At 66.5% G+C, this 22,053-nt stretch carries 16 protein-coding genes and 3 rRNA genes; 18 read left to right on the top strand and 1 reads right to left on the bottom strand.

The window, feature by feature from the left end:
- Positions 1-12 precede the first annotated feature (12 nt).
- The 8 genes from QQX02_RS00525 to menC all read left to right on the top strand — a co-directional run bounded on the left by QQX02_RS00525 (position 13) and on the right by menC (position 8,773).
- A complete protein-coding gene (locus QQX02_RS00525; protein WP_301140538.1) occupies positions 13-1,254 on the top strand; it encodes an acetylornithine transaminase in 1,242 nt (413 codons plus the stop codon).
- The gene (gene argF / locus QQX02_RS00520; protein WP_301140537.1) at positions 1,254-2,183 is read left to right on the top strand and encodes an ornithine carbamoyltransferase; all 930 of its coding nucleotides are present in this window, start codon (positions 1,254-1,256) and stop codon (positions 2,181-2,183) included. Before QQX02_RS00525 ends, argF begins: the two co-directional genes overlap by 1 nt.
- Positions 2,180-2,671 carry an arginine repressor gene (gene argR / locus QQX02_RS00515; protein WP_301140535.1) on the top strand — a complete coding sequence of 164 codons (492 nt, stop codon included), beginning with the start codon at positions 2,180-2,182 and terminating at the stop codon, positions 2,669-2,671. The genes argF and argR overlap by 4 nt, the downstream gene beginning before the upstream one ends.
- A gap of 95 nt (positions 2,672-2,766) precedes the next feature.
- Positions 2,767-3,969, top strand: coding sequence for an argininosuccinate synthase (locus QQX02_RS00510; protein WP_301140534.1), 1,203 nt, complete (start codon positions 2,767-2,769; stop codon positions 3,967-3,969).
- A 2-nt stretch (positions 3,970-3,971) separates the two neighbouring features.
- The gene (gene argH, locus QQX02_RS00505) at positions 3,972-5,432 is read left to right on the top strand and encodes an argininosuccinate lyase (RefSeq protein WP_301140533.1); all 1,461 of its coding nucleotides are present in this window, start codon (positions 3,972-3,974) and stop codon (positions 5,430-5,432) included.
- A gap of 166 nt (positions 5,433-5,598) precedes the next feature.
- Positions 5,599-6,768, top strand: a complete 1,170-nt coding sequence (locus QQX02_RS00500) for a M20/M25/M40 family metallo-hydrolase (RefSeq protein ID WP_301140532.1) — start codon at positions 5,599-5,601, stop codon at positions 6,766-6,768.
- A 107-nt stretch (positions 6,769-6,875) separates the two neighbouring features.
- Positions 6,876-7,646 carry a hypothetical protein gene (locus QQX02_RS00495; protein WP_301140531.1) on the top strand — a complete coding sequence of 257 codons (771 nt, stop codon included), beginning with the start codon at positions 6,876-6,878 and terminating at the stop codon, positions 7,644-7,646.
- Positions 7,646-8,773 carry an o-succinylbenzoate synthase gene (menC, locus tag QQX02_RS00490; protein WP_301140529.1) on the top strand — a complete coding sequence of 376 codons (1,128 nt, stop codon included), beginning with the start codon at positions 7,646-7,648 and terminating at the stop codon, positions 8,771-8,773. The genes QQX02_RS00495 and menC overlap by 1 nt, the downstream gene beginning before the upstream one ends.
- A 58-nt stretch (positions 8,774-8,831) precedes the next feature.
- Here the strand turns inward: menC and QQX02_RS00485 are convergent, their stop codons facing one another.
- Positions 8,832-9,296, bottom strand: a complete 465-nt coding sequence (locus QQX02_RS00485) for a YbaK/EbsC family protein (protein ID WP_301140528.1) — start codon at positions 9,294-9,296, stop codon at positions 8,832-8,834.
- A 22-nt stretch (positions 9,297-9,318) separates the two neighbouring features.
- On the opposite strand from QQX02_RS00485, the gene QQX02_RS00480 reads away from it, so the two are divergent.
- The 10 genes from QQX02_RS00480 (at position 9,319) to QQX02_RS00435 (ending at position 22,052) form a co-directional block, all read left to right on the top strand.
- Entirely contained in the window at positions 9,319-9,978 is a 660-nt protein-coding gene (locus QQX02_RS00480) for a nucleoside/nucleotide kinase family protein (protein ID WP_301140526.1), read from the top strand.
- Between the two features lie 233 nt (positions 9,979-10,211).
- Complete coding sequence (gene tyrS / locus QQX02_RS00475) at positions 10,212-11,477, top strand: tyrosine--tRNA ligase (RefSeq protein WP_301140525.1); 1,266 nt, start codon at positions 10,212-10,214, stop codon at positions 11,475-11,477.
- Between the two features lie 813 nt (positions 11,478-12,290).
- Positions 12,291-13,813, top strand: a 16S ribosomal RNA gene (locus QQX02_RS00470).
- A gap of 346 nt (positions 13,814-14,159) precedes the next feature.
- Positions 14,160-17,258, top strand: a 23S ribosomal RNA gene (locus tag QQX02_RS00465).
- 68 nt (positions 17,259-17,326) lie between these two features.
- Positions 17,327-17,443, top strand: a 5S ribosomal RNA gene (gene rrf / locus QQX02_RS00460).
- Together the 16S, 23S and 5S rRNA genes form the textbook arrangement of a ribosomal RNA operon.
- 809 nt (positions 17,444-18,252) lie before the next feature.
- Positions 18,253-18,987 carry a tetratricopeptide repeat protein gene (locus tag QQX02_RS00455; RefSeq protein WP_301140523.1) on the top strand — a complete coding sequence of 245 codons (735 nt, stop codon included), beginning with the start codon at positions 18,253-18,255 and terminating at the stop codon, positions 18,985-18,987.
- Complete coding sequence (locus QQX02_RS00450; protein ID WP_301140522.1) at positions 18,984-20,018, top strand: HAD-IIA family hydrolase; 1,035 nt, start codon at positions 18,984-18,986, stop codon at positions 20,016-20,018. The genes QQX02_RS00455 and QQX02_RS00450 overlap by 4 nt, the downstream gene beginning before the upstream one ends.
- Positions 20,011-20,181 carry a hypothetical protein gene (locus QQX02_RS00445; RefSeq protein ID WP_301140521.1) on the top strand — a complete coding sequence of 57 codons (171 nt, stop codon included), beginning with the start codon at positions 20,011-20,013 and terminating at the stop codon, positions 20,179-20,181. The genes QQX02_RS00450 and QQX02_RS00445 overlap by 8 nt, the downstream gene beginning before the upstream one ends.
- 93 nt (positions 20,182-20,274) lie before the next feature.
- Positions 20,275-21,105: a TlyA family RNA methyltransferase gene (locus QQX02_RS00440; protein ID WP_301140520.1), complete on the top strand. Its 831-nt coding sequence runs from the start codon at positions 20,275-20,277 to the stop codon at positions 21,103-21,105.
- Positions 21,102-22,052: an NAD kinase gene (locus QQX02_RS00435; RefSeq protein WP_301140519.1), complete on the top strand. Its 951-nt coding sequence runs from the start codon at positions 21,102-21,104 to the stop codon at positions 22,050-22,052. Before QQX02_RS00440 ends, QQX02_RS00435 begins: the two co-directional genes overlap by 4 nt.
- Position 22,053: the final 1 nt, after the last annotated feature.

The raw sequence follows: 22,053 nt of genomic DNA, 5'->3' as shown, positions 1-22,053 counted from the left end.
ACGGAGCGGAATATGGGAGAGCTGAGCAGCCACGGTGAGGCCGGCCTCGAGAAGGGCCGGGTCGAGACCCAGCGCTACGAGCACGCGCTCATGGCCACCTACGGAACGCCGATGCGCGCGCTCGTGCGCGGCGAGGGCTCATACGTCTGGGACGCTGACGGCAACAAGTACCTTGACCTCCTGGGCGGCATCGCCGTCAACGCCCTGGGCCACGGCCACCCCGCCTGGGTGAACGCGCTCACCCAGCAGGCCAGCACGCTTGCCCACGTGTCGAACTTCTTCGCGACCGAGCCGCAGATCGCGCTCGCCGAGCGCCTCCTCGATCTGGCGCACGCTCCGTCCGGCTCGCGCGTGTTCTTCTCGAACTCTGGGGCGGAGGCCAACGAGGCCGCGTTCAAGATGTCTCGCAAGACGGGGCGCGGCACGGTGATCGCCCTGGAGGGCGGCTTCCACGGCCGCACCATGGGCGCGCTCGCCATGACTCACAAGCCCGCGATCAGAGAACAGTTCGCCCCGATGCCCGCTGGCGTGGTGTTCGTCCCCGTGAATGACGCGGACGCGCTGCGCGCCGCCGTGACGGCGGCGGGCGACGACCTCGCCGCGATCATCGCGGAGCCCATTCTGGGAGAGGCGGGCATCCGTCCGCTCGATCACGAGTACCTCGCGCTCATCCGCACCCTCACGCACCGCACCGGCGCGCTGATGATCCTCGATGAGGTCCAGTGCGGCGTCGCGCGCACCGGCGCCTGGTTCGCCCATCAGCTGCACGGCATCCAGCCCGACGTGATGACCCTCGCGAAGGGGCTGGGCGGGGGCTTCCCTATCGGCGCGGTCGTGGCGTTCGGCGAGCGCGCGGGCACGCTGCTGGGCAAGGGAGAGCACGGCACCACGTTCGGCGGCAACCCCATGGGGGCGGCGACCGCTCTCGCGACGCTGCAGGCGATCGAGGACGAGGGCCTGCTCGCCAACGCGAAGTCGGTGGGCCAGCACCTGAGGGAGCGTCTCGAATCGATCCCCGGCGTGATCGAGGTGCGAGGCGAGGGGCTGCTGCTCGGCATCGGCCTCGCGGCGCCGGCGGCACCGGATGTCGCCCAGGCGGCGCTGTCCGCAGCCTTCATCGTGAACCCGCCGTCGCCCGACACGGTGCGACTCGTGCCCGCCCTGAACCTCACCACCGCCGAGGCGGACACATTCCTCGAGTGGTTCGCGGGCTACGCCGCGCGCCACCCGTTCGTCCCGGAAGGGGACCGCTGATGGGACGCCACTTTCTCCGCGACGACGACCTCACGCCCTCCGAGCAGCGCGAGGTGCTCGAGCTCGCGCTCGAGCTGCGCCGCGACCGGTACAAGGTGCAGCCCTTCGTGGGGCCCAAGGCCGTCGCCATCCTGTTCGACAAGCACTCGACACGCACGCGAGTGTCGTTCTCCACGGGGGTGGCGGAGCTGGGCGGCTACCCGCTCGTCATCGATGCGCAGAACTCGCACATGGGACGGGGCGAGTCCGTCGCCGACACGGCTCGTGTGCTGGAGCGGCAGGTCAGTGCGATCGTGTGGCGCACGTACGGACAGGACCGCATCGACGAGATGGCGGCGCACTCCTCCGTGCCCGTCGTGAACGCGCTCACGGACCAGTTCCATCCGTGCCAGATCCTCGCGGATCTCGCCGCGATCGCGGACGAGCGTGGGGGAGTGGGCGCGCTCGCCGGCCTCGACCTCGCCTATGTGGGAGACGGTGCCAACAACATGGCGCACTCCTACCTGCTGGGCGGGGCCACCGCAGGCATGCACGTGCGCATCGGCACCCCCGACTCCTACCTGCCTGACCCGGCCGTAGTCGCGCGCGCCGAGGAGATCGCCGAGTCCACCGGCGGCTCCGTGACCGTGACCTCCGACTGCGACGCCGCCGTGACCGGCGCCGACATCGTCGCGACCGACACCTGGGTGTCGATGGGCGATGAGGCGCAGAAGGCCGAGCGGATGGAGGTGTTCCTGCCGTACCAGGTGAACGATCGGACCCTCGAGCTCGCAGCGCCTGGTGCGCACGTGCTGCACTGCCTGCCGGCGTACCGCGGTCACGAGATCACCGCATCGGTCATCGATGGCGACCAGTCGCTCGTGTGGCTCGAGGCCGAGTACCGGCTGCACGCACAGAAGGCGTTGCTGAGCTGGCTGGTGGACCGGTGAGCCCGTACACGATCCCGGCTACCAAGGCCGCACGCCAGGCGCTCATCAGGCGTCTGATCGAGGCCGAGCCCATCCACTCGCAGGGGGAACTCGCCGTGCGCCTCGAGGTGCAGGGCATCACCGTGACCCAGGCGACGCTGTCACGCGATCTCGTGGACGTCGGAGCCGTCAAGGTCCGAGGCATCGACGGGCACCACGTGTACGCCACCGCCGACACCATGTCCGCGGGCGAGGACACGAATCAGCGCCTGACACGGCTGTGCGGCGAGCTGCTGTTCAGCGCCGACGGCTCGGCGAACCTCGCCGTGATCCGCACCCCGTCTGGGGCGGCGCAGTACCTGGCGAGCGCCATCGACGCCCATGAGGACCCCGACATCGTGGGCACGGTGGCGGGCGATGACACGCTCATGGTGATCTCGCGCGAGACGGACGGCGGGCGGCGACTGGCGCAGCGCTTCCTCGAGCGAGCCGCGGGCGCCGTCCACTAGGGCGCGCGCCCGCCGAACGACGTGCGCCGCCACCACGGCGGCGCTCCCAGCAGGATCTGACATACGCAATCGAGAAGTGAAGGAAACGAGCGAACATGAGCGACAGAGTGGTGCTTGCCTATTCAGGCGGGCTGGACACGTCGGTGGCGATCGGATGGATCGCCGATGCGACCGGGGCCGAGGTCATCGCGGTGGCGGTGGACGTGGGTCAGGGAGGCGAGGACCTCGAGCTCATCCGCCAGCGTGCGCTGGACTGCGGTGCCGTCGAGGCCTACGTGGCCGATGCCCGCGACGAGTTCGCGGAGGAGTACTGCATGCCGGCGCTCAAGGCGAACGGCCTGTACCAGGACAAGTACCCCCTGGTGTCGGGGCTGTCGCGCCCCGTCATCGTCAAGCACCTCGTCGCCGCCGCGCAGGAGTTCGGCGCGACCACGGTGGCGCACGGCTGCACGGGCAAGGGCAACGATCAGGTGCGCTTCGAGGTGGGCATCACGTCGATCGCTCCCGACCTCAAGTGCATTGCCCCGGTGCGTGACCTCGCGCTGACCCGCGACAAGGCGATCGAGTACGCGGGCCGTCACGAGCTGCCCATCGAGACCACCAAGTCCAACCCGTTCTCGATCGACCAGAACGTGTGGGGCCGTGCGATCGAGACCGGCTTCCTCGAGGACATCTGGAACGCCCCCACCAAGGACGTCTACAGCTACACCGACGACCCGGCCTTCCCGCCGGTGCCCGACGAACTGGTCATCACCTTCGCCCGCGGCATCCCGGTGGCGATCGACGGCCAGGCGGTGACGCCGCTGCAGGCGATCGAGCAGCTCAACCGCCGCGCCGGAGCGCACGGGGTGGGCCGCATCGACATCGTCGAGGACCGACTGGTGGGCATCAAGTCCCGCGAGGTCTACGAGGCGCCCGGCGCGATCGCGCTCATCGAGGCGCACCGCGAGCTCGAGAACGTGACGATCGAGCGCGAGCAGGCGCGCTTCAAGCGCGGCGTCGAGCAGAAGTGGGGCGAGCTCGTCTACGACGGCATGTGGTCCTCGCCGCTCAAGCGCTCGCTGGACGTGTTCATCGAGGACACCCAGGAGCACGTGAACGGCGACGTGCGGATGGTGCTGCACGGCGGACGCGCGACCGTGACCGGACGTCGCTCGGACACGGGGCTGTATGACTTCAACATGGCCACCTACGATGAGGGCGACGCGTTCGACCAGTCGGCCGCACGCGGGTTCATCGAGATCTACGGTCTCGCCGCCAAGCAGGCCGCCGCGCGCGAGGCCCGCCTGAAGGGGTAGTCATGTCCGATCAGCAGTCCGGTCCCGCTCCGAGAAGCGGCGAGCAGGGGACGAACGAGGGCGCCCTGTGGGGCGGCCGGTTCGCCGGCGGCCCTGCCGACGCTCTCGCCACACTGTCGAAGTCGACGCACTTCGACTGGCGCTACGCGGACGACGACCTGCGCGGCTCGATCGCGCACGCCCACGCTCTGCAGCGGGCCGGGCTGCTGACCGACGACGAGACGGACCGGATGGTCGCCGGACTGGACGCGCTGCGCCAGGACGTCGCCGCCGGCAAGGTTGGTGCCGCGGAGTCGGACGAGGACGTGCACGGCGCGCTCGAACGCCTCCTCATCGCACGCATCGGCACCGACCTGGGCGGCAAGCTCCGCGCCGGCCGGTCCCGCAACGACCAGATCGCGACCCTGGCACGCATGTACCTGCGCCGCCACGCCCGCATCGTCGCCTCCGGCGTGCTCGATGTGGTCGAGGCTCTTCTCGAGCAGGCGGATCGTCACCTCGACGCGCCCATGCCGGGTCGAACGCACTTCCAGCACGCGCAGCCCGTGACGCTCGGCCACCACCTGCTGGCGCACGCCTGGCCGCTGCTGCGTGACGTCGAGCGGCTCACGGATTGGGACGCCCGCGCGGCGTATTCGCCGTACGGCGCCGGGGCCCTCGCGGGGTCGACCCTCGGTCTCGACCCGCAGCGGGTCGCGGACGAGCTCGGGTTCGTGGGTGCGAGCGAGAACTCGATCGATGCGACCGCCTCGCGCGACGTCGTGGCGGAGTTCGCGTGGGTCGCCACGATGATCGGCATCGACCTGTCGCGACTGTCCGAGGAGGTCATCGCCTGGGCGACGGTGGAGTTCGGCTTCGCCAGCCTCGACGATGCGTACTCGACGGGCTCGAGCATCATGCCGCAGAAGAAGAATCCGGACATCGCCGAGCTCGCGCGCGGCAAGGCTGGCCGGCTCATCGGCGACCTGACGGGCCTGCTGGCGACGCTCAAGGGCCTGCCGCTGGCGTACAACCGCGACATCCAGGAGACGCACGAGCCGGCATTCGATGCGGTCGAGACGCTCGAGACCCTGCTGCCGGCCTTCTCCGGGATGGTCCGCACCCTGGTGTTCCACGAGGACCGCCTGGCCGAGCTCGCGCCCGCCGGCTTCTCGCTCGCCACCGACATCGCCGAGTGGATGGTCAAGGAGGGCGTGCCGTTCCGGGAGGCTCACGAGGTCGCCGGCGCGTGCGTGCGACTGTGCGAGAAGCGCGACAAGGAGCTGCACGAGCTCACTCCTGACGAGCTCGCCGCGATCCATCCTCGGCTGAACGAGCGCGTCCTCGAGGTGCTCACGGTCGAGGGGTCCCTCGCGGCGCGTGACGGCGCGGGTGGCACGGCACCGGCGCGAGTGCTCGAGCAGGGCAAGGCGGCGCGTGCACGCGTCAAGCACTTCCGCCCCTGGGCCTCCGCCTCCCACTGACCCGCCCCCACTCCTGTCCGGCACTAGTGGTCGGCTAGCGGCCCTCGCGGATCGCTGTCCGGCACTGGTGTCCACCGGGTGCCGGACAGGATGACGCCATCGCCTGGAGGGGTCAACCATTGCCGGACAGGGTCCGGCCACGCGCGCACCTGGCAGGATGGGCACGATGACCGACCTGCTGACCGACGCCCGCGCACGCTTGCCCGCGATGCTCGACGACGCCGTGCGCCTGATCGAGTGCGAGTCGCCGTCGAGCGATCTCGACGCGGTGGTGCGCAGCGCGGACGTGGTCGCGGAGGTGCTCGGCGCCCGGCTCGGCGCGGCGGGCCTCCCGGCGGAGCCCGAGCGCATCATCGTCGACGGCGTCACTCACCTGCGTTGGCGGCTGGGCGGACCGACCCGCGTGCTCCTGCTCGGGCACCACGACACGGTCTGGCCGCACGGCACCCTCGCGACGCACCCCGCGGTCGTCACCGACGGCGTCCTCACCGGTCCCGGCTGCTACGACATGGCCATCGGACTCGTCCAGGCGGCGCACGCGGCCGCATCGCTCGTGACCGTCCATGGGGCCGATGCGCTCGCCGGGGTCACCATCCTGGTCACCGGAGACGAGGAGGTGGGCTCGACATCGTCGCGTGCGCTCCTCGAAGACGAGGCTCGCGGGGCCGATGCGGTGCTCGTCCTCGAGGCGTCCGGACCCGGAGGGGCGCTCAAGACCGAGCGCAAGGGCGTCTCGCTCTACACGGTGACGGCGCTTGGCCGCGCCGCGCACGCGGGCCTCAACCCCGAGCGCGGCGTCAACGCCGGCCTCGAACTCGCCCACCAGCTTCCGGCGATCGCCGCCATCGCCGACGGCTCCACGACCGTCACCCCGACCCGAGGAAGCATCGGCACCACCGTCAACACGGTGCCGGCGCAGGCGCGGGTCGACGTCGACGTGCGGGCCACCACCGCCGCGGAGCAGCACCGCGTCGACACGGAGATCCGCGCGCTCGCCCCCGTCCTCGACGGTGCTCGCCTGAGCATCGACGGCGGGGTCAACCGGCCGCCGCTCGAGCTGGCGCTCGCCGACGATCTCTTCAGCCGCGCGCTCCAGCTCGCACCGACGGCAGGAATCGACGACCTGCGGCAGTGCTCGGTGGGCGGAGCCTCCGACGGCAACCTCACCGCCGGCCTCGGCGTCCCCACCCTCGACGGTCTCGGTGGGGTGGGCGGCGGTGCTCACGCGGCCGACGAACACGTCGAGGTCGCGCACGTGCCGCATCGCACCGCTCTGCTGGCACTGCTCGTGCACGACATCCTCGCCAGCCCACGCCTCAGCGCAGGCGCGCAGTGACCCCGGACCCCGCCCGCGCATCGGCCGCCCCTGGGTTGTCTGTTGCGACACGCGATTGGCTGCCTCGCGCCACTGAGGATGCCCGCGCGGCGGCCGAACGCGCGGGCGTGACGGTGCGTTCGCTCGCGACAGTCGAGGTGGGGGAAGCCGCGCGTCTGCTGGAGTCGATCTGGGGGACCGCCGCCGTCGAACCGCCGCTCATGGTGGCGCTCTCGCATGCCGGCGCCTACGTGGTCGGGGCGTTCGAGGGGCACCGGCTCCGCGGCGTATGCGTGGGATACTTCTCCATGCCGTTGGGCGTCGCACTCCACTCTCACGTCGCCGGAGTCGAGCCGGGAACCGGCCGGCGCGGTGTCGGCATGGCTCTCAAGCTGCACCAGCGTGCGTGGTGCCTGGAACGGGGCCTGTCCCGCGTCACCTGGACGTTCGACCCCTTGGTGTCGCGCAACGCGGCGTTCAACCTCAACCGTCTGGGCGTCGAGATCCAGGAGTACCTGGTGGACTTCTACGGTGAGATGAGCGACGGCGTCAATGCGGGACAGGGGAGCGACCGGCTGCTCGCGAGCTGGCCGCTCGACCGCGACCTGCCCGGTCCCTCGTCGCACGCGTCGGAGGAGCCTCCTACCGACCGCGACCTCGAGGCGTCGGCGCTGCTGACGACCACCGCCGATGGCCGTCCTCATCCTCACGTCCCGGACCCCGCCGCCCGCTTCCTCTCGGTGGCCGTTCCCCCCGATGTGGAGGCGCTGCGCCGCACCGATCCTCGGGCCGCCGCCCAGTGGCGCGGTGCCGTCCGTGGTGCGATGGCTCCCATGATTCAGAGCGGCCGTCGCGTCGCCGGCTTCCATGACCACCGCTACCTCTTGGAGACTCGCTGATGCAGATCGATCACGTGACCCTGCGCACCCTGCGCATCCCGCTCGTCACGCCCTTCACCACGTCGTTCTCGACTCAGACCGCGCGCACGGTGCTCACGGTCGAGGTCTCCGCCCGGGTGGCGGGACGCGAGGTGACGGGCTGGGGAGAGTGCGGTGCGCTCGCCGAGCCGGTGTACTCGGACGAGTATGCGGCCGGGGCCGCGGACGTCATCGAACGCTTCCTCCTTCCACGCCTCGCGGCGGCCTCTGCCGACACCGTCCTGACGGCGGAGACCGTCGGCGAGCTGCTCGAGCCCGTCGTCGGGCACCGGATGGCCAAGGCCGCCCTCGAGGCCGCGATCCTCGATGCGCAGCTGAAGGCGGCCGGGACCAGCTTCGCCACCTACTTGGGCGTGACGCGCGACAGGGTCCCGTCCGGCGTCTCGGTGGGGATCCAGGACTCGATCCGGGCGCTGCTCGATGCGGTGGCGGGCTACCTGGACGAGGGCTACCAGCGCATCAAGCTCAAGATCCAGCCGGGGTGGGACGTCGAGCCCGTGCGCGCGGTGCGCGAGGCGCACCCGGACGTGGCGCTGCAAGTCGATGCCAACGCCGCGTACACCCTGGTGGATGCCGCCCACCTGCGCCGTCTCGACGAGTTCGACCTCCTGCTCATCGAGCAGCCGCTCGCCGAGGACGACCTCCGTCAGCACGCCGAACTCGCCCGCGCCATGGCCACGCCGATGTGTCTCGACGAGTCCGTCGTCTCCGCCGCATCGGCCGCAGACGCCATCCAACTGGGGGCCGCCGCCGTGATCAACATCAAGCCCTCGCGCGTGGGCGGCTACCTCGAGGCGCGGCGCATTCACGACGTCGCGCGCGCATCGGGCATCGCCGTGTGGTGCGGCGGCATGCTGGAGACCGGTCTCGCGCGCGGCGCCAACGCGGCCCTTGCCGGGCTTCCCGGATTCACCCTGCCGGGCGACATCTCCGCATCGTCGCGCTTCTACGCTCGCGATCTCACGACCCCGTACGTCATCGAGAACGGATCGATCGCCGTGCCCACGTTCCCGGGGCTGTGCGAACAGCCCGAGGCCGATGCGCTCGCAGAGTTCAGCACCGAGGTGCGCGAGGTGTCGCCGGCCTGAGTGCCGGCCCAGACATGCGGTCAGGCGCCGCCCTCGTCCTGCGGTGGCGCGGGTGCGGCTACTCCACCGCGATCTCGACGGCGCCAGTCAGCGCCTTGAGGTCCGCGTAGGAGATCTCGAACACGCTCGCAGGCACCCCCGCGGCCGCCCACAGCTCCCCATGCTCCGCGAGCTCGACATCGAGATAGGTGGGCAGCGGTGCCGGATGGCCGATCGGCGCGACGCCCCCGATGGGCTGGCCCGTCGCGGCCCGCACCTGGTCGGGAGTCGCACGGCTCACGGCCTCGGCGCCGATCGCGGCTGCGACCACGTCCGTGTCGACACGATGTGCGCCGGACGTGAGCACCAGAATGGGCCCCTTCTCCGTCATGAAGATGAGAGAGTTCGCGATCGCGCCCACCTCGCAGCCCAGCAGCGCGGCCGCCTGGGCCGCAGTATGGGTGCCTTCGGTGAGCTCCCGCACGCGCCCGTGGAGTCCCGCCTCGTCGAGGAACGTCTTGACCTTCTGCACGTTCGGATGCATACCGCTACCGTAGCCTGGCCTGGTGACCCTGCACGAGACGAAAGCGGGCCGAATGCTGGCGGACGTGGCGAGCATCGGCCGCATCGCCGACCTTGTCCGTGCTCAGCCGCCCACGCTCGGCACCACCCGGCTGGTGCTCGTCGACGGGCCAGGGGGGTCGGGCAAGACCACGCTCGCAGGCAGGCTGGCGGTGACTCTCGGGGGCGCATCGGGTCAGGGTCCGGACGGCGTCCCGCCCGGCGATCACTCGGACGAGGGTGCGGCAGTGCAGGTGCTCCATGCCGATGACATGTACGAGGGGTGGGGCGGCCTCCCCTCGCTGGGAGACATCGTGATGGATCAGGTGCTCACCCCGATGGCCCGTGGCGAGACCGGCAGGTTCCGGGTGTGGGACTGGCATCGCGGTGAGCGTGCCCGCGAGGTCGTGGTGACGGCGCGAGATGTCCTCATCATCGAAGGCGTGGGTGTCGCAATGCGTGGCGCTCGCTCCCTTGCGAGTCTGGTGGTCTGGGTGGAAGCGGACCCGGACGAGAGGCTGCGGCGCGGCATCGAGCGTGACGGAGAGGCCACCCGCGACGACTGGGTGCGTTGGCAGCGCGCCGAACTCGAGGAGTTCGCGCGCCAGGGCACGCGTGCCGCGGCTCACGTGCGGGTCGACGGGAACCGCGCGCTTCCGAACTGACCCGAGCTCGCGCGCCTGTGCCGCGGCCTCACTCTGAGAGCCCTCTCAGATTGACGGGATTAGCGTCGATGGTGTCGCTGGGCATGCGACACTCGAGTCGGTAGGACCCCTCGCAAGACGTCCACCCCTCAGCGCCGATTCGTGGATCCGCTCCGCGTGCCCAGCGGCACTTTCGTGTCCTGGGTCAACGACGCCTCAGGACCGCACTCCCGGGCTGGCACAATGGCCCCATCATGACTGAGCACATTCTCGACGAACTCGCGTGGCGCGGGCTGATCGCACAGACGACCGGCCTCGACGACCTCCGCACTCACCTCGACCAGGGGCCCGTGACGCTCTACTGCGGGTTCGACCCGACGGCACCGAGCCTGCACCACGGACACCTCGTGCAGCTGGTGGTGCTGCGCCATCTCCAGCGCGCTGGACACCGCGTGCTGCCACTCGTGGGTGGCGCGACCGGCATGATCGGCGACCCCCGCATGTCCGGCGAGCGGGTGCTGAACACCAAGGAGACGGTCGCGGAATGGGTGGACAGGCTCCAGTCCCAGATCTCGCGGTTCCTCGACTTCGATGGCGACAACCCTGCCCAGATGGTGAACAACCTCGATTGGACAGGGGAGCTCACCGCGATTGACCTGTTGCGCGAGGTCGGCAAGCACTTCCGGCTCGGCACGATGCTAGCCAAGGACACGGTCGCGAGACGACTGAACTCCGACGAGGGCATCAGCTACACCGAGTTCAGCTACCAGGTGCTGCAGGGCCACGACTTCCTTCAGCTGTACCGGCGGCATGGGTGCACGCTGCAGACCGGTGGCAATGACCAGTGGGGCAACCTGCTGAGCGGTGTCGAGCTGGCGCGCAAGGCGGACGGTGCGCAGGTGCACGCGATGACCACGCCTCTCATCACCAAGGCGGACGGCACCAAGTTCGGCAAGTCCGAGGGCGGAGCCGTGTGGCTCGCCCCCGATCTGATGAGCCCGTATGCCTTCTACCAGTTCTGGTTGAACACCGACGATGCGGACGCTGTCCGGTTCCTCAAGATCTTCACCTTCCTCGACCGTGCCGAGATCGACAGGCTCGAGCACGCCGTCGCAGACGAGCCATTCCGACGAGAGGCCCAGCGCACTCTCGCGTGGGAGGTCACCGCGCTCGTCCATGGGGCCGATGCGACCGATGCTGTCGTGGAGGCGTCTCAGGCGATCTTCGGCCGAGGTGAGCTCGCCGGGCTGGATGAGGTGACGCTCGCCGGATGCGCGTCCGCACTCGGCGGCGTCGACGTGGGGGAGGGCGCCACGGTGGTCGACGCGCTGGTGGAGTCAGGACTGGTGGGCTCTCGCTCGGATGCCCGTCGGGCCGTTCAGGATGGCGGGGCCTACGTCAACAACGTCAAGGTGGAGTCCATCGATGCGACGATCGCAGAGTCCTCTCCACTCGCCGGCGGCTGGTTCGTGCTGAGGAGAGGCAAGAAGTCCGTGGGACTTGTGCGGACGGGCGCCTGACGCCAGACGCACGTGCCACGGCCAGATGCCGGTCTGCCAGGCCGAACGCCGGGCTTGGCGCCGCGACACGCCGCAGACGCTTGGATTTGACTTGATGTTCACGGAGCCGTAATGTCTTGCTCGCTGCCAAAGACGGAAGCGCTTCTCGGAGGACTGCACAAGGCCACGAGAGGCCCCACTTGACAGCCACCCCATCAAGTCACAGCCGCGGTCGCAAGAGCGACCGAGGTGATGTACGATGGAGAGCCCCCCACGGGATCGGACCTGAAAACCCGCCGACACGGCGAGTTGACAGAGCGAAAACAAGGGGGTAAGTTGGAAGGGTTGCCCGGACGGGCTCAGGGAAGTCAGCCGCTCAGAGAGCTGGATTTGACACACTGAATACGGCCGAGTAACTTAACCGAGTTGCCTGACAGATGTGAACTGCGAAACGCTGATAAGCGATTTGACAGACAAATGACAGGCAAGTAACTTAATCGAGTTGCCACAGCAGAATGAAGCATGGCGGTCGCTCACAGAGCGATTTGACAGCGCGGAAACATGTGTGTAACTTATAAGGGTTGCCCCGAGACCGGCTCAGAAGGCCGAGAGCGGTGCGCGTCCGAACCTTGAGAACTCAACAGTGTGCCACATAGTCGATGCCAAAAACCTCCGGCATCACGGCGTCAGAGCTTTGCTCTAGCAACGTGATGTTGGATTCCTTTGGTAGACAACGAAATGTCAGTGACATTTTGTTCGAAGCTAGAGATTAAACGGTTCTTCGGAACCACTTCGTTATGTAAGTAAACCGGCTTGCCGGATTGCTAATAAACATTCACGGAGAGTTTGATCCTGGCTCAGGACGAACGCTGGCGGCGTGCTTAACACATGCAAGTCGAACGGTGAAGTGAGAGCTTGCTCTCGCGGATCAGTGGCGAACGGGTGAGTAACACGTGAGTAACCTGCCCCAGACTCTGGGATAAGCCTTGGAAACGAGGTCTAATACCGGATACGAGACGAGATCGCATGGTCATCGTCTGGAAAGAATTTCGGTCTGGGATGGACTCGCGGCCTATCAGCTAGTTGGTGAGGTAATGGCTCACCAAGGCGACGACGGGTAGCCGGCCTGAGAGGGCGACCGGCCACACTGGAACTGAGACACGGTCCAGACTCCTACGGGAGGCAGCAGTGGGGAATATTGCACAATGGGCGCAAGCCTGATGCAGCGACGCCGCGTGGGGGATGAAGGCCTTCGGGTTGTAAACCCCTTTCAGCAGGGAAGAAGCGAAAGTGACGGTACCTGCAGAAGAAGCGCCGGCTAACTACGTGCCAGCAGCCGCGGTAATACGTAGGGCGCAAGCGTTGTCCGGAATTATTGGGCGTAAAGAGCTCGTAGGCGGTTTGTCGCGTCTGCTGTGAAAACCCGAGGCTCAACCTCGGGCCTGCAGTGGGTACGGGCAGACTAGAGTGTGGTAGGGGAGACTGGAATTCCTGGTGTAGCGGTGGAATGCGCAGATATCAGGAGGAACACCAATGGCGAAGGCAGGTCTCTGGGCCACTACTGACGCTGAGGAGCGAAAGCATGGGGAGCGAACAGGATTAGATACCCTGGTAGTCCATGCCGTAAACGGTGGGCACTAGATGTGGGGCTCTTTCCATGAGTTCCGCGTCGCAGCTAACGCATTAAGTGCCCCGCCTGGGGAGTACGGCCGCAAGGCTAAAACTCAAAGGAATTGACGGGGGCCCGCACAAGCGGCGGAGCATGCGGATTAATTCGATGCAACGCGAAGAACCTTACCAAGGCTTGACATATACCCTTTATCCCTAGAGATAGGGAGTCCTTCGGGGGGGTATACAGGTGGTGCATGGTTGTCGTCAGCTCGTGTCGTGAGATGTTGGGTTAAGTCCCGCAACGAGCGCAACCCTCGTCCTATGTTGCCAGCACGTAATGGTGGGGACTCATAGGAGACTGCCGGGGTCAACTCGGAGGAAGGTGGGGATGACGTCAAATCATCATGCCCCTTATGTCTTGGGCTTCACGCATGCTACAATGGCCGGTACAATGGGCTGCGATACCGTAAGGTGGAGCGAATCCCAAAAAGCCGGTCTCAGTTCGGATTGAGGTCTGCAACTCGACCTCATGAAGTTGGAGTCGCTAGTAATCGCAGATCAGCAACGCTGCGGTGAATACGTTCCCGGGCCTTGTACACACCGCCCGTCAAGTCACGAAAGTCGGTAACACCCGAAGACGTCGGCCTAACCCTTTTGGGAGGGAGACGTCTAAGGTGGGATTGGCGATTGGGACTAAGTCGTAACAAGGTAGCCGTACCGGAAGGTGCGGCTGGATCACCTCCTTTCTAAGGAGCACTTGGCGCTCTTCGGAGCGTCCAAATCTCGTTTCGTTCTCATACGTAGAACGGCGAGAGCTCATGGATGGAACATCGACGTGGCAGCGAGAGACACCGCACACACCTAGTACACCTTCGGGTTGGAACGCGTGAGTATGAGTAGAAGTCGCTGCATGGCACACTGTTGGGTCCTGAGGGATCGGGCGAAAGCTCACCTCAGGCTGGCCATAAGCCGGCTGGACGGATCACCGGATCTGGATGAACCACCTCGCGAAGCGGGGCAGGCGCCAGTGGTAGGTGAGACCGCCCGTACCTTGAGAACTGCATAGTGGACGCGAGCATCTTTGATTTCTGTAGTCAAGTTTTTAAGAGCACATGGTGGATGCCTTGGCAGTGGGAGCCGAAGAAGGACGTTGTAGCCTGCGATAAGCCTCGGGGAGCTGGCAAACAAGCTTCGATCCGAGGATGTCCGAATGGGGAAACCCCGCTGGAGTCATGTCCAGTGACCCTCGCCTGAACACATAGGGCGAGTGGAGGGAACGTCGGGAAGTGAAACATCTCAGTACCGACAGGAAGAGATATTCCGTGAGTAGTGGCGAGCGAAAGCGGAAGAGGCCAAACCGTCAGCGTGTGATAGCCGGCAGGCGTTGCGTTGACGGGGTTGTGGGACCTTTTGGAGGGAACTGCCGTTCTCTCAAGGAGTCAGAAATCCGCGTAATAGTCGAAGGGCATTGAAAGGCCCGGCACAGAGGGTGTGACCCCCGTAGACGAAATTGCGCGGACTCCTAAGAGTCATCCCAAGTAGCACGGGGCCCGAGAAATCCCGTGTGAATCCGCAGAGACCACTCTGTAAGCCTAAATACTACCCACTGACCGATAGCGGAACAGTACCGTGAGGGAAAGGTGAAAAGTACCCCGAGAGGGGAGTGAAATAGTACCTGAAACCGTGTGCTTACAATCCGTCGGAGCCTCCCTAGCAGGGGTGACGGCGTGCCTTTTGAAGAATGAGCCTGCGAGTTAGTGGTACGTGGCAAGGTTAACCCGTGAGGGGCAGCCGTAGCGAAAGCGAGTCCGAATAGGGCGTTTCAGTCGCGTGCTCTAGACCCGAAGCGAAGTGATCTATCCATGGCCAGGTTGAAGCGCGGGTAAGACCGCGTGGAGGACCGAACCCACTTGGGTTGAAAACCGAGGGGATGAGCTGTGGATAGGGGTGAAAGGCCAATCAAACTTCGTGATAGCTGGTTCTCCCCGAAATGCATTTAGGTGCAGCGTTGCGTGTTTCTTACCGGAGGTAGAGCTACTGGATGGCTAATGGGCCTCACCAGGTTACTGACGTCAGCCAAACTCCGAATGCCGGTAAGTCAGAGCGCAGCAGTGAGACTGTGGGGGATAAGCTTCATAGTCGAGAGGGAAACAGCCCAGAACACCAACTAAGGCCCCTAAGCGTGTGCTAAGTGGGAAAGGATGTGGAGTTGCACAGACAACCAGGAGGTTGGCTTAGAAGCAGCCACCCTTGAAAGAGTGCGTAATAGCTCACTGGTCAAGTGATTCCGCGCCGACAATGTAGCGGGGCTCAAGTACACCGCCGAAGTTGTGTCATTCACACATTGCCTGATCTTCGGATCCAAGCGTGTGGATGGGTAGGGGAGCGTCGTGTGGCGAGTGAAGTCGCGGGGTGACCCAGCGGTGGACGCCACACGAGTGAGAATGCAGGCATGAGTAGCGAAAGACGGGTGAGAAACCCGTCCGCCGAATGATCAAGGGTTCCAGGGCCAGGTTAATCCGCCCTGGGTAAGTCGGGACCTAAGGCGAGGCCGACAGGCGTAGTCGATGGACAACGGGTTGATATTCCCGTACCGGCGAAGAACCGCCCATGCAGAGGCAGATAATGCTAAGCGCCCAAAGTCACTGAACTCTTCGGAGGAACGTGATGGAGCGCGCGACCCAAGTCTGTAGTAAGCAAGCGTATTAACAGGGGTGACGCAGGAAGGTAGCCAGGCGTGGCGATGGTAGTCCACGTCCAAGGTTGTAGGGCGAGTCGTAGGCAAATCCGCGACTCACATAGCCTGAGAGCTGATAGTGACCGCATCTAGCGGGAATCTGGTGATCCTATGCTGCCAAGAAAAACCTCGGCGCGAGGTTCTAGCCGCCCGTACCCCAAACCGACTCAGGTGATCAGGTAGAGAATACTAAGGCGATCGAGTGAATCACGGTTAAGGAACTCGGCAAAATGCCCCCGTAACTTCGGGAGAAGGGGGGCCTGAGGCGTGAAGGAACTTGCTTCCGGAGCGTTCGAAGGCCGCAGAGACCAGGGAGAAGCGACTGTTTACTAAAAACACAGGTCCGTGCGAAGTCGCAAGACGATGTATACGGACTGACGCCTGCCCGGTGCTGGAAGGTTAAGAGGAAGGGTCAGCCGCAAGGCGAAGCTCTAAATTTAAGCCCCAGTAAACGGCGGTGGTAACTATAACCATCCTAAGGTAGCGAAATTCCTTGTCGGGTAAGTTCCGACCTGCACGAATGGCGTAACGACTTCTCCGCTGTCTCAACCGTGAACTCGGCGAAATTGCACTACGAGTAAAGATGCTCGTTACGCGCAGCAGGACGGAAAGACCCCGGGACCTTTACTATAGCTTGGTATTGGTATTCGGTGTGGTTTGTGTAGGATAGGTGGGAGACTTTGAAGCCGATACGCCAGTATTGGTGGAGTCATTGTTGAAATACCACTCTGATCACTCTGGATATCTAACTTCGGTCCGTAATCCGGATCAGGGACAGTGCCTGGTGGGTAGTTTAACTGGGGCGGTTGCCTCCCAAAGAGTAACGGAGGCGCCCAAAGGTTCCCTCAGCCTGGTTGGCAATCAGGTGGCGAGTGCAAGTGTACAAGGGAGCTTGACTGTGAGACTGACAGGTCGAGCAGGGACGAAAGTCGGGACTAGTGACCCGCTGGTGGCATGTGGAAGCGCCAGCGCTCAACGGATAAAAGGTACCCCGGGGATAACAGGCTGATCCTGCCCAAGAGTCCATATCGACGGCATGGTTTGGCACCTCGATGTCGGCTCGTCGCATCCTGGGGCTGGAGTTGGTCCCAAGGGTTGGGCTGTTCGCCCATTAAAGCGGTACGCGAGCTGGGTTTAGAACGTCGTGAGACAGTTCGGTCCCTATCCGCTGCGCGCGCAGGAAATTTGAGAGAATCTGACCCTAGTACGAGAGGACCGGGTTGGACGAACCTCTGGTGTGCCAGTTGTTCCGCCAGGAGCACGGCTGGTTGGCTACGTTCGGAACGGATAACCGCTGAAAGCATCTAAGCGGGAAGCCGGTCTCAAGATGAGATTTCCATGAGATTCGTCTCGAGAGGCCCCCAGTAGACCACTGGGTTGATAGGCCGGATGTGGAAGAGAGGACTAAAGACTCTTGAAGCTGACCGGTACTAATAGGCCGATAACTTGACTTTTATCAATGTGCTATGCGTCCACTATGCGGTTCCCGAGATACGGTCGGGTACCAACATCTCAATAGAGTTTCCGCTGTCATAGCGAGAGGGAAACGCCCGGCTCCATTCCGAACCCGGAAGCTAAGCCTCTCAGCGCCGATGGTACTGCACTCGTGAGGGTGTGGGAGAGTAGGTCGCAGCGGGACATTTTTCTACGAAGGGCCGCCCAATGCTGGGCGGCCCTTCGTCATTTCAGGGAGAATGTTCTCGAGCACCACCCCGTAGCAGGGATCGGAGAGCCATGTCGAATCAGCATGACGACAGCGGAGACAGCGCGAAGCGTCCAGAGGACCGCGGCGACGACACGTCGTCGAGCGAGGCAGCGAAGCCGCCTCGCAAGAGCGGCCCTACACGTCCGCCGGCGATCGGCGGCCCACGCGGCAGCGCCAACGACCGCGGACGTGCTCCCTTCGGCGGACGCGGTGGCGCAAGCCCCCGCACCGAGGGCGGCGCCCCGTCCCGGGGTGGAGACCGCGAGCGTCCTGCACGGGATGCCCGTCCCGATCAGCGGCGTGCCTCGGACGGTCAACGCTCGGGCAGCAGCGCCGGAGCTGACCGCGGGGCTCGTTCCGGTGGTCCGCGGCGAGACTCGCGACCTGACCGCGGCTCCAGTTCCGACCGCGGCTCCAGTTCCGACCGCGGCGACCGCTATGGATCGCGTGAACGTGGGGGCGACCGCGACACCCGCGGTGCGGCGCCTCGAGGCGACTCACGCAAGGGCGGCCCGAGCCGCTACGGCCGTCCTGACTCCTCGCGTTCGGACGGGCGCTCTGGCGACCGTTTTTCGCGGGGCCGTCCCGACGCTGCTGGTCGACCTGACTCACGCGGCCGTCCCGACAGGGGCGATCGACCGTCGTACGGCAACGCCGGTGCCAGGCCGGGTGGTCGGGACGCCGTGCGTCGTGAGGACCGTCGGTCAGAGCGCGAGGACGGCTCCCGTCGCGGCGACCGGTCCATGCAGCGACCCTCCGTCGAGGTTCCCGAGATCCCCGATGAGGTGTCATTCGGTCAGCTCGACCGCGAGGTGCGGCAGCGACTGCGCACACTGAGCAAGGACAACGCTGAGGACGTGGGCCGCCACCTGATCATGGCTGGCGCATTGATCGAGCTCGATCCCGAGCTCGCGTATCGGCATGCCCAAGTGGCACTGCAGCGCGGTGGCAGGGTCGATGTGGTGCGCGAGGCCAACGCTCTCGCGGCGTATGCGACAGGGCGCTTCACCGAGGCGCTGCGCGAGTTCCGCACCGTGAGGCGTCTCAACGGTTCGCACGAGTATCTGCCGCTCATGGCGGATTGCGAGCGGGGTCTGGGCCGTCCGGAGCGCGCGATCGACCTGGCCCGCAGCGACGATGCCGCGACGCTGCCTGCGTCCGCACGTGCGGAGCTCGAGATCGTCGCGGCGGGCGCGCGGCTCGACCTTGGCGACGCCGAGGCCGCGCTCGTGGCGCTCCGACGGATCACCGTGACCGACGACGAGCTCCGTGCCCGCGTGGATGAGGCGTCGGTCCCCGTGCTTCGTGCACTCGGTCGCGACGCCGACGCCGACGAGATCGAGAGCCGCCTCGCGACAGCGGAGGGCGACGACGATGGCGAGGTGGAGTTCGACGTCACGGTGTATGACGTTGCCGAGCTCGCCGTTCCCGTCGATGAGCGACAGCAGACCGACGAGGTGAAGGAGGAGGACCGATGACCGCATCGGACCTGCGGGGAAGCGACGAGCCGCTCTTCACTGCCTTCGACGCCGCGCTCGTGGACCTCGACGGTGTCGCGTATCGCGGTCCTCACGCGATCCCGTCCGCACCGCCGGCGCTCGCCGCAGCGCGCGAGGCCGGCATGAGTGTGGTGTTCGTGACCAACAACGCGTCCCGCGAGCCCGAGACCGTGGCCGCCCACTTGACCGACTTGGGCATGCCCGCGGAGGTCGACGAGGTGATGACGGCCGCACAGGCAGTCGCCGCACTCATGCGCGAGTCTCTCGACGCGGGTGCGAGCGTCTACGTCGTCGGGGGTGCGGGTCTGCGCACGGCCGTGACACAGGCGGGCTACCGCATCGTCGACGCGGCAGAGCCCACGCCCGATGCGGTGGTCCAGGGCTTCTCGCCGGACGTGTCGTGGCGCGAGATGGCGGAGGCTTCGTACGCCATCCGGGCGGGCGCGCGATACTTCGCGTCCAACAAGGATCTGACGATTCCGAACGAGCGGGGAGTGGCTCCCGGGAACGGCGCTCTCATCAACGTGGTGGTGACCGCCACGGGCGTGGAGCCTCCCGGCGCGGGCAAGCCGGAGCCTGCCATGTTTCGACTCGCAGCGGCGAAGGTCGACGCTGAACTCCCCCTCGTCGTAGGCGACCGTCTCGACACAGACCTCAAGGGGGCTCGCGCGGCCGACATGCCCGGTCTGCAGGTGCTGACCGGCGTCGATGGAGTGCGCGAGGCCATCCTGGCCCCGCCCGCGCATCGGCCGTCCTTCCTCGGCCGAGACCTGACCGCTCTCGCCGACCCCCACCCTCACCCGGAGCGCGAGGGCGCCAGGTGGCGCGTCCGTGCCGCGACCGCGTGGATCCAGGGCGGAGTTCTCCGTGTCGACGAGGCCGATGCGGGCCCGGACGGACTCGACGGCGCCCGCGCCGCGTGCGCCGCCGCGTGGGAGGCCGCAGACGGCGGCGCCACCGTGACGGTTGAGTCCACGCCCGGCCGGGAGGTACGCTCGTCCCATGGGTGAGATCAAGGATCAGCGCGAGCCTCTTGGCGAAGTCAAGTACCCCGCCGAGGTGCGAGAAGCGCTCAACGCCGTCACGGAGCTCCCGGATGACCTCGACCAGCAGGCCGAGTTCTTCGACAAGATCCAGGACTCGCTGTCGACGCGCCTGCGCGAAGAGCAGTAGAGACACCGCTGTCCAGACCACGCGGAGCCGTCACGACGACGCAGGGCAGTAGCAACGACTCAGAGCAGTGACGACATCGATGCAGGAGGGGCCGTGGTGCGCCTCGACCGGGCATTGCATGCACGCGGGCTTGCTCGGTCCCGTTCGCATGCCCAAGAACTGATCGCCGCAGGCGCGGTCACCGTCGACGGCAGAGTGGCGACCAAGTCCGCGCACCCGGTGTCGGACGATGCCGTGCTAGACGTCGCTCCCGACGCGGGACGCTATGTCTCGCGTGCCGCCCACAAGCTCGTCGGCGCTCTCGACGCGTGTGCTCCGGACGGGCTCTCCGTGGACGGACGCCGGGCGCTCGACGCGGGCGCCTCGACGGGTGGCTTCACCCAGGTGCTGCTCGAGCGGGGGGCCGCTCATGTGCTGGCCGTCGACGTGGGCCATGATCAGCTCTCCCCGTCGATCCGTGGCGACGCGCGCGTGACGGTGCGCGAGGGCGTCAACGTACGCGATCTCGACGCGAGCACCCCGGGTGCGGGCGTGGGTCTCGTCGTCGCCGACCTGTCGTTCATCGCGCTGCCGCTCGTCATCCCCGCGCTCGTGGCCTTCGCCGGCGAGGGCGCCGATCACCTGCTCATGGTCAAACCGCAGTTCGAGGTGGGGCGCGGCAAGCTGAGCGCGCGAGGCGTCGTGACGTCCCAGGCAGCACGCGCATCGGCCGTCCGTGGCGTGGCCCGGGCCATGGCGGATGCGGGGCTCACTCTGCATCGGGTGGCGCGCAGCGCACTGCCTGGCCCACAGGGCAACGTGGAGTTCTTCATCTGGGCCTCGAACGTCTGGCAGGCTAGGAGCGGCGACGCGCACGCGCGTCCTGTGCTCGACGGAGAGTTGCTCGAGCAGGCCATTGCACGCGAGGTGAAGGAAGACTCATGACCCGCAGGATCCTGATCGTCGCCAATCCGCACCGCCCCGAGACCCTCGAGGCAGGCGAGGAGGTCGCGCGGGTGCTCGCTGACGCGGGCATCGACTGCTGCACTGACTTCACGCCCGGCGTGTCCGTGCCGATCGAGGCCGCGATCGTCCTGGGAGGAGACGGCACGATGCTGCACGCCGCCCGCATGACGCACGGCACCGACATTCCGCTGCTGGGAGTGAACCTTGGCCGGGTGGGATTCCTCGCCGAGCTGGAGCGCGACGATGTCGCTCGTGCCGCCCAGCGCCTCGCCGACGGCGACTACACGGTCGAGGAGCGCGGCACCCTCCGCGTGACGGTCACCAGCGCCGACGGCACCGTCGAGGAGGGATGGGCCCTCAACGAAGCGACGCTCGAGCGCGCGAACCGGCTGCGCACGCTCGAGGTGACGCTCGCCGTCGATGGCGAGCCGCTGTCGAGCTTCGGATGCGACGGCGTGGTGGTGTCGACCGCCACCGGGTCCACGGCTCACGCCTTCTCCGCGGGCGGCCCGGTGATGTGGCCAGACGTGGATGCGCTGCTGTGCGTCCCTCTCGCGGCGCACGCGCTGTTCGCCCGCCCCCTCGTGGTGGGACCGTCATCGTCGTTCGCGATCCAGGTGGTGCCCAGCTCCGAGTCGTCCGGCCAGGTGGTGCTCGATGGCGCGCACAGCATCGAGGCGGGCCGCGGTTCCGTGGTCGACATCCGCCGCGGAGTGCACAGCGTGCGCCTCGCGCGTATGTCCGACGCTCCCTTCACCGCCCGTCTGGTGCGCAAGTTCTCCCTGCCGACCGACGGCTGGCGGGGCGAACGCGCCTACCCGACGCCGATCGGTCAGGAGATCCATTCCGAGCACTGGGCTGTCGAGCACGACGCTGCGCCGGTGGCCGAACCGGTGCGTGCCGGCGGCCCCGACGAGGACGGGTGAC

It is taken from the genome of Demequina muriae, from assembly GCF_030418295.1.
Taxonomy (GTDB): Bacteria; Actinomycetota; Actinomycetes; order Actinomycetales; family Demequinaceae; genus Demequina; species Demequina muriae.
Note: the sequence above shows the minus strand (reverse complement) of the source record. Positions and strands in the feature narration are given on the sequence as shown.